This is a genomic window from Luedemannella helvata, from assembly GCF_039528415.1.
Taxonomy (GTDB): Bacteria; Actinomycetota; Actinomycetes; order Mycobacteriales; family Micromonosporaceae; genus Luedemannella; species Luedemannella helvata.
Window position 1 is genome coordinate 1 of sequence record NZ_BAAALS010000005.1, and the last position, 12111, is coordinate 12111.

At 71.0% G+C, this 12111-nt stretch carries 14 protein-coding genes; 7 read left to right on the forward strand and 7 right to left on the reverse strand.

The window, feature by feature from the left end:
• Positions 1 to 817: RICIN domain-containing protein (locus ABD191_RS06370; RefSeq protein ID WP_344077874.1), on the reverse strand; the 817-nt coding region annotated here is incomplete at its 3' end.
• Positions 818 to 1082: 265 nt separating this feature from the next.
• Here ABD191_RS06370 and ABD191_RS06375 point away from each other — a divergent pair.
• Complete coding sequence (locus ABD191_RS06375) at positions 1083 to 1544, forward strand: PPC domain-containing DNA-binding protein (RefSeq protein ID WP_344077876.1); 462 nt, start codon at positions 1083 to 1085, stop codon at positions 1542 to 1544.
• 5 nt (positions 1545 to 1549) lie between these two features.
• Here ABD191_RS06375 and ABD191_RS06380 read toward each other — a convergent pair whose 3' ends face one another.
• From ABD191_RS06380 to ABD191_RS06390, 3 genes are read right to left on the reverse strand one after another with little or no spacing between them, the layout of a single operon-like run.
• Complete coding sequence (locus tag ABD191_RS06380) at positions 1550 to 1801, reverse strand: Smr/MutS family protein (RefSeq protein ID WP_344077878.1); 252 nt, start codon at positions 1799 to 1801, stop codon at positions 1550 to 1552.
• 9 nt (positions 1802 to 1810) lie between these two features.
• On the reverse strand, positions 1811 to 2008 hold the full coding sequence (locus ABD191_RS06385; protein ID WP_344077881.1) for a hypothetical protein: 198 nt from the start codon (positions 2006 to 2008) through the stop codon (positions 1811 to 1813).
• The gene (locus ABD191_RS06390; protein WP_344077883.1) at positions 2005 to 2202 is read right to left on the reverse strand and encodes a hypothetical protein; all 198 of its coding nucleotides are present in this window, start codon (positions 2200 to 2202) and stop codon (positions 2005 to 2007) included. Before ABD191_RS06390 ends, ABD191_RS06385 begins: the two co-directional genes overlap by 4 nt.
• A gap of 225 nt (positions 2203 to 2427) precedes the next feature.
• Between ABD191_RS06390 and ABD191_RS06395 the strand changes: the two genes are divergently transcribed.
• From ABD191_RS06395 to ABD191_RS06420, 6 genes are all read left to right on the forward strand, one after another.
• Positions 2428 to 3276, forward strand: a complete 849-nt coding sequence (locus tag ABD191_RS06395; RefSeq protein WP_344077886.1) for a helix-turn-helix domain-containing protein — start codon at positions 2428 to 2430, stop codon at positions 3274 to 3276.
• Between the two features lie 5 nt (positions 3277 to 3281).
• Positions 3282 to 3488 carry a DUF397 domain-containing protein gene (locus ABD191_RS06400; RefSeq protein ID WP_344077888.1) on the forward strand — a complete coding sequence of 69 codons (207 nt, stop codon included), beginning with the start codon at positions 3282 to 3284 and terminating at the stop codon, positions 3486 to 3488.
• Positions 3489 to 3573: 85 nt separating this feature from the next.
• A complete protein-coding gene (locus ABD191_RS06405; RefSeq protein ID WP_344077891.1) occupies positions 3574 to 4254 on the forward strand; it encodes a DUF6082 family protein in 681 nt (226 codons plus the stop codon).
• Between the two features lie 98 nt (positions 4255 to 4352).
• A complete protein-coding gene (locus ABD191_RS06410; protein ID WP_344077894.1) occupies positions 4353 to 6176 on the forward strand; it encodes an AMP-dependent synthetase/ligase in 1824 nt (607 codons plus the stop codon).
• 48 nt (positions 6177 to 6224) lie between these two features.
• Complete coding sequence (locus ABD191_RS06415) at positions 6225 to 6917, forward strand: hypothetical protein (RefSeq protein ID WP_344077896.1); 693 nt, start codon at positions 6225 to 6227, stop codon at positions 6915 to 6917.
• Positions 6918 to 6987: 70 nt separating this feature from the next.
• Positions 6988 to 9279 (forward strand): hypothetical protein, encoded by a 2292-nt coding sequence (locus ABD191_RS06420; RefSeq protein ID WP_344077898.1) that lies wholly within the window; start codon positions 6988 to 6990, stop codon positions 9277 to 9279.
• A gap of 6 nt (positions 9280 to 9285) precedes the next feature.
• Here the strand turns inward: ABD191_RS06420 and ABD191_RS06425 are convergent, their stop codons facing one another.
• The 3 genes from ABD191_RS06425 to hisF all read right to left on the reverse strand — a co-directional run bounded on the left by ABD191_RS06425 (position 9286) and on the right by hisF (position 12061).
• A complete protein-coding gene (locus ABD191_RS06425) occupies positions 9286 to 10671 on the reverse strand; it encodes a putative PEP-binding protein (RefSeq protein ID WP_344077900.1) in 1386 nt (461 codons plus the stop codon).
• A gap of 21 nt (positions 10672 to 10692) precedes the next feature.
• Positions 10693 to 11232, reverse strand: coding sequence for a DUF6069 family protein (locus ABD191_RS06430; protein WP_344077903.1), 540 nt, complete (start codon positions 11230 to 11232; stop codon positions 10693 to 10695).
• 67 nt (positions 11233 to 11299) lie between these two features.
• Positions 11300 to 12061, reverse strand: a complete 762-nt coding sequence (gene hisF / locus ABD191_RS06435) for an imidazole glycerol phosphate synthase subunit HisF (protein WP_344077905.1) — start codon at positions 12059 to 12061, stop codon at positions 11300 to 11302.
• Positions 12062 to 12111: the final 50 nt, after the last annotated feature.

Consider the following 12111-nt stretch of genomic DNA (forward strand, 5'->3'; position numbering starts at 1 on the left):
CGATCGTCGCACCGGAGTTCCCGATGATCGTCTTGTTCGACCGCACCCGCAGCATTCCCGAGCAGGAGATCGTGCCCGACACCCGGATCACGGCCGCGTTCGTCGACCCCAACGCCGAGGTCAACGCCGAGGCGGAGGTGACGGTGGTGACCCCCGCGCTGCCGCCGCCCGTCGTGCCGCCGTTCTGGGTGGCCCAGCCGACCAGGCCGGTCGTGTTCGTGCCGCCACCGCCGCCGCCGCTCGTGGTGGGCGTGGTGCCGCCGCCCGTGCCGACCTGGACGAGCTGCCACTGCTGGTTGGCGCCGTCAAGATCCGCGTACTGCGACACGATGCCGCCATCCGCCACCGACCACTGCCACATGTCGAGCGCCTTGCCGCTGTGGCGGTTGATGAACCGCACGTAGCCGCCCGACGAGTCCGCCACCCGGAAGTGCTGCTTCGTGTCGGAGCTCGCGGTCGTCTGGATGACCTGCACCCCGTCGTTGGAGTTGGGAACCGCGACGACCTTGCCGCTGTGGCGGCTGCGCAGCTGGTAGTAGCCGCCGCCCACGTCAACGAACTGGAACTGCTGGTTGTCGGCGTTGGTGCGGGTGTACTGGCGGAGGTGGCCGCCGTCGGCGGTGGACCATTCCCAGACGTCCATGGCCTTGCCGCTGTTGCGGTTGACCAGGACGTACCAGGCGCTGGTGTTGATCGTGGCGGCGTTAGCCTGGGTGATGGCGAACGCGCCGATGCCCGCGGACAGGGCCAGCGCGGTCGTGATGATGGCGGGCAGCCGCCAGCGGTGCCTGCCGGTGGTGGATCGGGCTCGGTTCATGGGACTCTCCCGGACTTGTGCGGACGGTCCCGTCATCCGGTCGCGTGGTGGACCGCGTTGACCGTGACGTGGTCCGCCCGCAGGCGGACTGATTACCGCGCCTCGCACGCGTTGAACTACCGCGCGACCCGTCGAGGAAAACGCTTTCCGCGATGCTAGGGGAAGCAGTGATAACTGTCAATCATATCGGCGCCGCCCTACCGCGCGCGCCCGCCGTCGGGCATGCTGTCCCCCTGTCCCCGTGATCACACCGGATGGAGACTGGATGCGCAGCCGGGAGCTGACCCTCGGACGCACCTTCGCGGTGGTCTTCGACCACGGCGAGGACTTCATGACGGCGCTGAGCGAGTTCTGCGCGGCCAACGACGTCCGCCAGGGCTACGTGCCCGGCTTCCTCGGCGCGTACAGCAGCGCGGACCTGGTCGCCACCTGCGAGGCGCCCGCCGACCCGGTCGCTCCGGTGTGGACGCGCCTGCAGGTCGAGTACGTGGAGGCGATCGGCTGCGCCACCCTCGCCTGGGATCCGGACGCCGGCCGCGTCGTCCCCCACGTGCACCTGGCGACCGGCGTCAAGCGCTACGCGGCCGCCGGGCACACCAGCCACCTGCTCGGCGCGACCGTCCAGTTCGTCAACGAACTGCTGGTCTTCGAGGTCGTCGCCCCGCAGCTGCGCCGCCCCCCGCGCCCCGACCTGTACGACATCCCCGTTCTCACCCTGGAGGATTAGGCAGGTCAGAAGCGGAAGTGGACGAAGACGCGGCCGAAGTTCTTCGAGTCCTTCTCCACCCGGTGGTACAGGGCCTTGATGTCCTTCTGGTCCAGAAAACGCAGGACCCGCTTCTTGAGCTGACCGGAACCCTTACCCGGGATGATCTCGACGAGCTCCGCCTTCTTGCGGATCGCCTCGTCGATGATGCCGCGCAGCGCGCGGTCGATGTCCTGGTTGCGGTTATAGATGTCGTGCAGGTCCAGCTTGAGTTTCACGCCGCGAATCTACTGCGTGGCGACGGCGGCGCGCCCGCGGGAGTTCAGCACCTTGTGCGCGGCGACGCGGGTGTCGCAGGGTGCGGGCCGGCCGCACGCCCGGCAGCAGCCGGTCCACGGGACCTCCGTGTGCGCGGCGAGGACACGGCGCGCGGCGGCCAGCCGCTCGGCGGAGAACTGCGCGTACGAGTCACGGTCGCTGATCATCGCGTGCCCTCGGGCGTCGTGCCGGTGATCAGCATCGCGTAGAGCGCGTCCGGACAGGGCCATTCAGCGCCGCAGTCGATGCACACCCGCCGCACGACCGGGCGGGCGGCGTGGATGTCGAGGATGTCCCTCGCCTGGGCGACATCGGCCCGGGAGGCCAGCGACGCAAGCGGCACGGACAAGTCGCGATTCATCCGGTTGGGGTCACGTCGCGGTTCGGCTAGTCCATCGCCCCCGGTCAGCATGGGTGTCTCCGATCTGTCGCCACTCAAGGTGATGTCAGCAACGCTATGCGTCAACGTTATGGCATAAGTTTGCCTCACGCAGCGCGATCGGGCGATTTCGCCACGCGATTCCCACCCGCCCTGCTTGCTCCCCGTCGTCCCGAACACGAGACTTGTGCCCGGAAGGAGAGGCCCATGCCGAAGCCGATCGGTCCGACCATTCCGCGTTGGCAACTCGGCGAGCAGCTCGCTCGCCTGCGCGACGAAGCGGACCTGTCGCAGGCCGACATGGCCAAAAGCCTCGGCTGCTCGGTCAGCAAGATCCAAAAGATCGAGGCCGGCGATGTGGGTATCGTGCGCTCCGAGCTCCTCGCGATGCTCGACGCGTACGGCGCGATGGACGATCCCCTGCGCGCGGAGCTCCTGGAACTGCAACGTCTCGGCAAGCAGCGCGGCTGGTGGTCCACGTTCGGACAGCTCCCCACACCGTTCGCCACGCTGCTGGGCATGGAGAGCGCGGCCACCAGCATCCGCGTCTTCGAACCCACGATCGTGTACGGCCTGCTACAGACCCGGGAGTACACGACCGAACTCATCAGGGCGGCGCAGCCCGAACTGGCCGACGCCGACCGGCAATGGCGCATCCGCCACGCCCGCCAACAACGCGTGCTCGGCGATGATCCGCCCACCATTCACGTCATCCTGGATGAGGCCGCCCTCCGCCGTCCCGTAGGTGGCCCATCCGTAATGCGAAATCAGCTCAATAATCTGCTGAGCCTGCCGCGTCACGTCACTTTGCAGATCGTCCCCTTTGCAGCGGGCTCGTACCCGGGCCAATTAGGCTCGCTGGCAATCTTCGAATTCCCACCAAAGTTGCACTCCCCCGTGGCGTACGCGGAGACGCAGGCCGGCAACCTCTACATTGAGAAGGAGCAGGATCTGCACCGTTGTACGGTCCGGTTCAACCGGATTGCTGAGATGGCCCTCAGCGAAGCGGACTCCTCCGCACTAGTTACGAGAATAATTCGAGAAATGACCCAGTAGGAGACATGGTGAGTTTTGATCAGACGGAGTTCGCGTGGCGGAAAAGCTCATATTCCGCCGGGGACGGGAACTGCGTTGAGGTAGCCTCCGCCGGAGACCGGATCGCGATCCGGGATTCGAAGAACACCGACATTCCGCCGCTCGTCTTCTCGCGGGAGTCGTGGGCGACATTCATTACCGCCGTGCACGAGGGCGCTTTCGACCGGAAGTAACGGGCAATAATCTTGGGCTGCTCCGCCAGCGCAACGGCGGAGCAGCCCAAGATTGTCAGTTGCGGGAACGTGTCATGGTTAACTGATGCGTACCCACCCGGTTCCCCAACGGCTCCGCATGGCGGTACTGACGACCGCCATTCTGTCGGTGGTCGCGACAGCGACAGCACTACTTGCCTTGTCCCCGCCGATGATGCGTAATCTTGCCGACACCCGGTCGGACTGGACTCTTCTCGCCGACGTTGGCCAGACATATCAAGGCGTTGCCGCGGTGCTCGCTGGCCTGGCGTTCTGCGGTGTCGCCATGTCGCTGCTACTACAGTGGCGCCAGAATCGGACCGCGCAGATCATCGCGACCCGCGAGCGACATCAGGACCTCCTGCGCTTCGCTCTCGATAACCCGCGCTATCTACCCCTTGGCTTCGGCGACCTGGACGGCGACATCGACTACGGGCCCTGGGTGTACTCCCACCTTCTCGTATCCCACTGGAAACTCGCCTGGGATCTGGGTCAACTAAGTGAGGACTCGGTAAGAGAGCACGCACACACGCTTTTCCTGTCCCCTGAGCCATATGCCTGGTGGAGAGCGGTCGGTCACAAATGGGCCAGCGACGACAGCCGACGAAACAAGCGGTATACATCAATGATCAACGAGGCTTTTGATCTCGTTACGGCCCACCACGCCGCTCAAGCACCTGGTAGCGACGCCGCGGGCGGAGGCGAAACAAGCGCCTCCGACACGCGTATACCCAGTAAATCGTCATGATCAAGGGGTGGTCGGGGTGGGTTCGGAGGACCTACCCTGCAGGGACCGTATCGAGAGCGTGACGGCCGTCACGCACCCGTGACCGAAGGATGCCCCCAATGACGCTGGCCCTGCCGTACCGGTCGATTCCGGACATGTTCCTGCAGCGAGTCGCGGCCACGCCCGACAAGGACGCGCTCGGCTACCCCACCGCCGACGAGGACATCGCCTGGCTGAACTGGGCTCAGGTCGGCACGCGTGCGACGGCCATCGCCGCCGGGCTGCGCCAGTTGGGGGTCCGCCACGAGGACCGGGTCGCCATTCTCGCGTCGACCCGCCTGGAGTGGGTGCTCGCCGACCTCGGCGTCATGTGCGCGGGCGCCGCCACCACCACGGTGTACCCGACGACCGAGCCGGAGGACGCGGCGTTCATCATCAGCGACTCGGGCTCCAAGGTGCTCATCGCGGAGAACAACGAGCAGGTCGCCAAAGTGGCGGGGGCGAGCCTGCCCAACCTGACCCACATCGTCGTCATCGACGGCGAGCCCGCCGGCTGCGGCTCCGTGCCCGTACTCAGCCTGGCCCAGCTGGAGGCCGACGGCGCCGCGGCCCTCGCCGCGGACCCCGACCTGATCGCGAACATCGTCAAGGAGATCGGCCCGGACGATCTCGCCACCCTGATCTACACCTCCGGCACGACCGGGCGGCCCAAGGGCGTCGAGCTGCTGCACGCCGGCTGGGTGTGGGAGGGCGTCGCGCAGGCGGACATCGACCTGCTGCGCCCCGACGACCTGCAGTACCTGTGGCTGCCGTTGTCGCACTCGTTCGGCAAGACGCTGCTGTGCGGCATCCTGCACGCCGGCGTGCAGACCTATGTGGACGGCCGGGTCGACAAGCTCGTCGTCAACCTGGGCAAGGTGCGGCCCACGCTGATGTGCTCGGCGCCGCGCGTCTTCGAGAAGGTGTACAACGCGGCGGTCACGAACGGCACGTCGGCCGGCGGCCTCAAGGCCAAGATCTTCGGCTGGGCGGTCCGGACCGGCAAGGCGAAGGTCGCGCTGGAACAGGCCGGCAAGCCCGTCCCGGCCGGCCTCAACCGCAAGCACGCCATCGCGACCAAGCTCGTCTTCTCGAAGCTGCAGGCCCGCCTCGGCGGGCGCATCCGGGTGCTCGTGTCCGGGTCGGCGCCGCTGAGCCCGCAGATCTCGGAGTTCTTCTCCGCCGCCGGGCTGCCGATCCTGGAGGGGTACGGCCTGACCGAGACGTCGGCCGGCAACTTCGTCAACCGCCCCGGCCGCCTGCGCATCGGCACGGTCGGCCTGGCCATGGGCGACCTTGAGGCCAGAATCGACACGGACGGTGAGGTGCTGCTGCGGGGCGTGCCCGTGATGCGCGGCTACCACAACCTGCCCGACGAGACCGCCGCCGCGTTCACGGACGACGGCTTCTTCCGCACGGGCGACATCGGTGAGATCGACGCCGACGGGTACCTGAAGATCACCGACCGGAAGAAGGACCTCATCAAGACCTCGGGCGGCAAGTACGTCGCGCCGAGCCACATCGAGGGCCTGTTCAAGTCGCTGGCTCCGCTGGTGTCCCAGGCCGTGGTCATCGGACAGGCGCGCAACTACTGCACCATGGTGGTCACCCTCGACCCGGACGCGCTGGCCACCTGGGCCAAGGGCGGCGAACTCGAGGGCCGGCCGTACCCCGAACTCGTGGCGGCGCCCGCGACGCACGCGGTGGTATCTGGTTACATCGACGAGTTGAATGAGAAGCTCAACCGCTGGGAAACGATTAAGAAGTTCACGATCCTGCCGCGCGACCTGTCCATCGCCGACGGCGAGCTGACCCCTTCGCTGAAGATCAAGCGACGGGCGGTCGAGGCCAGCTTCGCGCGGGAGATCGAGTCGATGTACGAGGGCACGGTCGCGCAGCTCTGACGGGTTGGGCGGCCGTCGCCTACCCAACACGGTGGAGGACTACCCCTGATGCAACCGAGCGACCCGACCCAGCCGCCCGCGCCGGGCGCCGGCGGTCCGCCGTCCGCGCCGGCCTGGCCACTCACGCTGGGCGACGCGCTGGAGATCGGCGGCGGCGCGCTGATCTTCCTCTTCTCCTTCGCGCCGTTCATCTCCTCCAGTACACCGTCGCTGTTCGGCGGGCCGGAAGGCCGCTATGACGACTGGTGGAACGCCTGGTCGCTGCAGATCTTCATGGTGCCCTTGACGCTGTTCGTCGTGGCGGCCGGCGTGCTGCTCATCCTGATGGGGTTGAGCCGCAGGTTCTGGTCGCCCGACCGCGAGGTGCTGGGCTTCAGGCCCAACCAGATCGCCGTCGGCATCGCGCTGTTCGCGTTCCTGGTGCTGCTGGGGTACGCCCTGTCGCGCAAGACGGCCTACATCTCGTTCTCGTGGGGCGGGGCGTTCATGCTGATCGGGGCGCTCGCCGCCACGGTCGGCGCGTTCCTCAACCACTTCCGGGTGGGCGGCCTGCTGCCGCTGCCGAACCTGCGCCCCCGCCCGGCCGCCCCGCCCGCCGGGCAGTACCCCGGAGCGCAGTACCCCGCTGGGCAGTACCCCACCGAGCAGTACCCGGGCGGGTACGCGCAGCCGGCCGCGCCGCCCGCCGCCCCGCCCGCACCGGGGCAGCAGCAACCGCCGGCACCGCCGGCTCCACAGTAGAACGAAACGCCGGGGTGGCCGGGTGACCGGCCGCCCCGCGCGTCGATCCGCCTCCGGTACGGTCCCTCGGGTGAGCGCCCCCGCCGACATCGCGACCGAGCCCACCGCCCCGTCCGCGCGGGCCGCGCTGTCCGCCTGGGTGCCCGCCCTCGCGCTCGCCGCCGTGGCCCTCGTGGTGCTGCGCGCCGCGCGCACACCGTGGTGGGACATCGCCGGCTACGCCGGCTACCTCGCCTACGCCGTGCTGCTGCCCGGCACCCTCGTCTTCCGGGCACTGCGCCGCTCGCCGCACACGCTGCTGGAGGACCTCACCTACGGCGCGGTCACCGGACTGCTGCTGGAGATCGGCGCATGGGCGGCGTCCTCCGCAACCGGGCTGCGGTCCTGGCTGTGGGCCTGGCCACTGCTCGTGGCGGCCGTCTTCGCGGCCGTGCCCCGGCTGCGGCGGCACTGGCGGGTGCGGGGCTACACCCGCGTCCCGGCGGCCGTGGCGTGGGCGGTCGCGGCGATCGGGGCGGGCTTTCTCGCGTACCTCTGGGTGGTCTTCCTGCGACCGACGCCGGTGCTGCCGACGGGCGAGGATCAGGGGCTCTACATCGACCTGCCGTTCCAGCTGTCGCTGGCCGGCGAGGCCAAGCACCACTTCCCCACGCATGTGCCGCAGGTGGCCGGCGAGCCGTTGCACTACCACGTGTTCACGTTCGCCCACCAGGCGACCGCGAGCCTGGTCAGCGGGGTGGACCTCACCTCGATCGTGTTCCGGTTGGACGTGCCGGCGCTGTGCCTGGCCGCCATCGCGGCACTCGTCGTCACCGGCTGGCGCGTCAGCGGCCGCCCGTGGGTGGGGGTGGGCGCCGCCGCGCTGACGTTCACCGTGGGCGAGTTCGGCTTCAGCGACCCGGTGACGTTCCCGTTCGGCACGATCGCCACGTTCATCGTCTGGAGCAGCCAGTCGATGACGTACTCCTGGGTGTTGCTCATCGCGGTCGTCGGCGTCCTCGCGGACCTGGTGGCCCGCGGACCCGGGCACGGCGTGCCCGCGCTGGGTCGTGGCGGGTGGGTGCTGTACGCGCTGCTCGCCGTCGGCTGCGTCGGCGCCAAGGCGAGTTCGCTGCCGGTGGCCCTCGGCGGCCTGGCCGTGCTCGGCGCGTGGCAGCTGCTCACCCGGCGGCGCGTCAGCCGGGGCGTCCTGCTCGCATTCGGCATCGGCGTGGCCGCGCAGCTGTTCGGCAACGCGGTGCTGTTCGCGTTCGAGACGCACGGCATGACCGTGCGGGCGCTGTGGGGGCCCGACCGGTTCTATCCGGAGGGCGGCGGGGCGGCGGCCGTCGCGGGCATCGCGCTCGGCTTCGTGGCCATCATCGGGTTGCGCCTGGCCGGCCTGCCCGTGCTCCTGCGGCTGCGCGGGCGGCGGCTCGGCGACGCCGAGGTGCTGCTCACCGGCGGCCTCGCGGCCGGCATCGGGGCGTACCTGGTCTTCGCGCACCCCGGCGACGGCAACCAGTACTTCATCCGGGCCGGATGGATGTTCGGCGTGGTCGCCTCGGCCTGGGGCTGGGCGCTGCTCGCCGAGCGGGCCCGGGTGACCGGGCCCGGCCACGACGCCCGTCAGTGGCGCGGCTGGCTGGTCTTCGGCGGCTGCCTCTACGGCCTGGGGCTGCTGTGGGCCCAGTTCGCCTTCGCGGGCCCGAACCCCGCGCGCGGCGCGTTCGCGCCCCTCGTACCGGCGCTGAGCTGGCTCGCCGTGCTCGCCACGGTGGCGCTCGTCGCCGGGCTGTGGTGGCGGGCGGTACGTCGCCCACAGCTGCGCGGGCGCGGCGGGCTGGTCCTGCTCACGGCCGTGCTGCTCGCCGGCCTGCCGGGCCTGGTCATGGAGGCGCGCACCGGGTGGACGCACCCGAACGGCGGCGGGTACGTCTTCGTCGCGATGCCCGCGAGTCGGGTCCAGGCGGCCCGCTGGCTGCGCGCCCACAGCGACCCGGACGACGTGGTGGCCACGAACTCCCACTGCCTCTACCGGACGGCCAGCGGCGCCTGCGACAGCCGCTCGTTCTGGATCTCGGCGTACGCGGAGCGCCGGGTGCTCGTCGAGGGCTGGCTCTTCGCGCCGCGCGCGACCGCCCAGGGCGCCTTCACGACCGGGGTCTACACGCCGTTCTGGGACGCCGGGCTGCTCGCGCTCAACGACGGCGCGTTCGCCGCGCCGAGCGCCGACACCCTGGCGCGGCTGCGGACCGAGCACGGGGTGCGGTGGCTGCTCGCCGACCGTACGTCGGCCGACGGGCCGGAGTCCGGGGACCTCGCTTCGCTGGCGCCGAAGGTGTTCGACAACGGCCGGGTAGCGATCTACCGGCTCGGGTAGCGGCCGTTACGCGTCGAGGACGCGGTCGGCGCGGTGCAGGGCGTCGGCGAAGTCCAGGCCGCGGATCAGGGCGCGGACCTCGTCGAGTACGGCCGGGGTGACCGACAACGCGGTGCACCCGGCGCCGATGAGCAGGGGCGCCACCCACGGGTCGGCGGCGGCGTCGCCGCACACGGTGACCGGGATGTCGGCCGCCCGGCCGGCCGCGCACACGTGCGCTATCGCCCCCAGAACCACGGGATCGCCCGTACGGCGGGGGGTCAGCGCCGGATCACGCCGGTCGACGCCGAGCAGGGCGGCCGTGAGGTCGTTCGTGCCCAGCGACAGGAAGTCGGCCTCGGCGGCGATCTCCTCGACGCCCTCCACCGCCTCCGGCAGTTCGATCATCGCGCCGAGCGGCGGGACGGGCACCCCCACGGTCGCGGCGGCGGCGTCCAGCACCTTGCGGCAGGCGCGCAGTTCCGAGACGTCGGCGACCATGGGGATCATCAGGCTGAGCCGGATGTCCGTCTCGTCGGCCGCCCGCAGGATCGCCTCGAACTGGTCGCTGAACGCGGCCGGCGCGGCCAACATGAGCGGCAGGCCCCGGCCCAGCCGACCGGCCAGGCCGGTGGCCAGGAACGGCGGCAGCTTGTCGTCGGCGAAGTCGAGGGTACGCACGGTGACCGGCAGTCCGGCAAGCGGACGCAGCACCGGAACGAGGTTGGCCAGATGCTCGGCGACGGACGGCCACCGGGCCGCGGACAGGAACGGCAGCTCCGTGCGGACCAGCCCCACGCCCTCGGCCGCGGTCACCACGGCCGCACCCGCGTCGGCCGCGCTGCCCACGTTCGCGAGCAGGTCAACCGGGTGCCCGTCGACCGTGACCGTCGGCAGCGTGCGCGCTTCCGCGAGCACCCCGCGCCGCAGCCGGGCCCGCTGGATCGCATCGCGGGCCTCCGCCCGGTCGAGCATGCCCGGCGCGACCGTCAACCGGCCCGTGGCGCCGTCCAGCAGCACCTCGGCACCCTCGGGCACGTCCAGGGCCTCGGCCGGCAGGCCGAATACCATCGGCACCCCCAACGCCCGCGCCACCGTGGCCGCGTGGCCGGTCGCGCCGCCCACCGCGGAGGCGGCCCCGGCCACGTCGCCCGGCGCCATCAGCAGGTCGTCGGCGGTCACCTCGGTCGCCATGACGATCAGCGGTCCGGGCAGCTCCGCCGCGTCCGGGTCCGGTGGGCGTACGGGGTGGTGTGCGCGGCCCAGCGCGACGCCCGGCGCCCCCGGCTGCCCCGCGAAGACCTCGCGGCCCCCGCCGGTCATGGCGCGCTGCGGTCGGTCGGGGCGGGCACGGGACTCCTTGTCGGGGGCGGGTACAGGGGCGGCCGCACCAGCGTAGGCCGCCGGCGCCACCGGGCGCTCCCCCGCCCGGCCCTACACCGGTGGCGGCACGTACACGGGCCGCGCGCGGCGGCGGCTCGCCGCCACAGCCGTGCTGACCAGGACCCCGATCGTGATGCCGATGGCCAGGTTGACGAAGGCCGTCGCCAGGCGGCTCTCCAGCGGCTGGTCCAGCGAGAGCGGCACCAGCATCGCGGCGGCCGTGGCGAGCCCGATGATCCAACCGAAGAACACCCGTGGCCGCGGGGTGGTCACGACCAACACGTGCGCGAGCGCCGTGCCGACCAGCCCGGCGACGAACGCCAGGAAGGCGTAACCCACCAGGGACATCTCGACCACCTGGCCGGACGGCTCGGCACTGAGCATGTGGATGCCCAGGACGCCGCGCACGAACAGGTACCCGACCGCGGCCACGCCGGCCGCCACGAGGGACGCGGCGACCCCGCCGGCCCACAGCCGCCCCGGGTCGACGCCGTGCCGCGCCGGAGACCCCGGCGGCGGGTACTGGCCCTGCGGGTACTGGCCCGGCGGGTACGCGTCGGGCGGTTCCGGGACACTGCCATACGTCGCCATAGCTCACCCCGGAATCCACGTTAGGCGCCCGGTACGGCGTATATGCCGTAATCGGCCAACGTGGCCGTCAGCGGACGGGGTGCCCGGCCTCCCGCAGGGCGCCCTTGACGGCGCCGACGCTCAGCTCGCCGAAGTGGAACACGCTCGCCGCGAGCACGGCGTCCGCGCCCGCCGACACGGCCGGCGGGAAGTCCGCCACCGCGCCCGCGCCGCCGCTCGCGATCACCGGGATATCCACGACCTCGCGTACGGCCCGGATCAGCTCCAGGTCGAAGCCGTCCTTCGTGCCGTCGCGGTCCATCGAGTTGAGCAGGATCTCCCCGGCGCCCAGCTCGGCGACCCGGCCCGCCCACTCCACGGCGTCGATGCCCGTACCGCGCCGGCCGCCGTGCGTCGTGACCTCGAAGCCGCTGGGCGGCCCACCGGCCCGCCGCACGTCCAGCGACAGGGTCAGGACCTGGTTGCCGAACCGGTCGGCGATCTCGGCGATCAGCTCGGGCCGGGCGATCGCGGCCGTGTTCACCCCGACCTTGTCCGCCCCGGCGCGCAGCAACGTGTCCACGTCGGCGACCGTGCGGACGCCGCCGCCCACCGTGAGCGGGATGAACACGCTCTCGGCCGTACGGGCGACGACGTCGAGCATGGTGGCCCGCGCGTCGGAGGAGGCGGTCACGTCGAGGAACACGACCTCGTCGGCGCCGGCGGCGTCGTAGGCGGCGGCCAGCTCGACCGGGTCGCCCGCGTCGCGCAGGTCGAGAAAGTTGACGCCCTTGACCACCCGCCCCGCGTCCACGTCGAGGCAGGGAATGACTCGGACGGCGACCGTCACGCTGGCACCTCGCTCCGCTCGGACATGCGCCGAGCCTAACCGAGCCGTCC

Bases quoted from the DNA above. Each gene is read 5' to 3' on its own strand.
- ABD191_RS06390 (WP_344077883.1), bottom strand. From the start codon at position 2,202: ATGAATCGCGACTTGTCCGTGCCGCTTGCGTCGCTGGCCTCCCGGGCC.
- ABD191_RS06375 (WP_344077876.1), top strand. From the start codon at position 1,083: ATGCGCAGCCGGGAGCTGACCCTCGGACGCACCTTCGCGGTGGTCTTC.
- ABD191_RS06415 (WP_344077896.1), top strand. From the start codon at position 6,225: ATGCAACCGAGCGACCCGACCCAGCCGCCCGCGCCGGGCGCCGGCGGT.
- ABD191_RS06385 (WP_344077881.1), bottom strand. From the start codon at position 2,008: ATGATCAGCGACCGTGACTCGTACGCGCAGTTCTCCGCCGAGCGGCTG.
- ABD191_RS06405 (WP_344077891.1), top strand. From the start codon at position 3,574: ATGCGTACCCACCCGGTTCCCCAACGGCTCCGCATGGCGGTACTGACG.
- ABD191_RS06395 (WP_344077886.1), top strand. From the start codon at position 2,428: ATGCCGAAGCCGATCGGTCCGACCATTCCGCGTTGGCAACTCGGCGAG.
- ABD191_RS06430 (WP_344077903.1), bottom strand. From the start codon at position 11,232: ATGGCGACGTATGGCAGTGTCCCGGAACCGCCCGACGCGTACCCGCCG.
- ABD191_RS06410 (WP_344077894.1), top strand. From the start codon at position 4,353: ATGACGCTGGCCCTGCCGTACCGGTCGATTCCGGACATGTTCCTGCAG.
- ABD191_RS06400 (WP_344077888.1), top strand. From the start codon at position 3,282: ATGGTGAGTTTTGATCAGACGGAGTTCGCGTGGCGGAAAAGCTCATAT.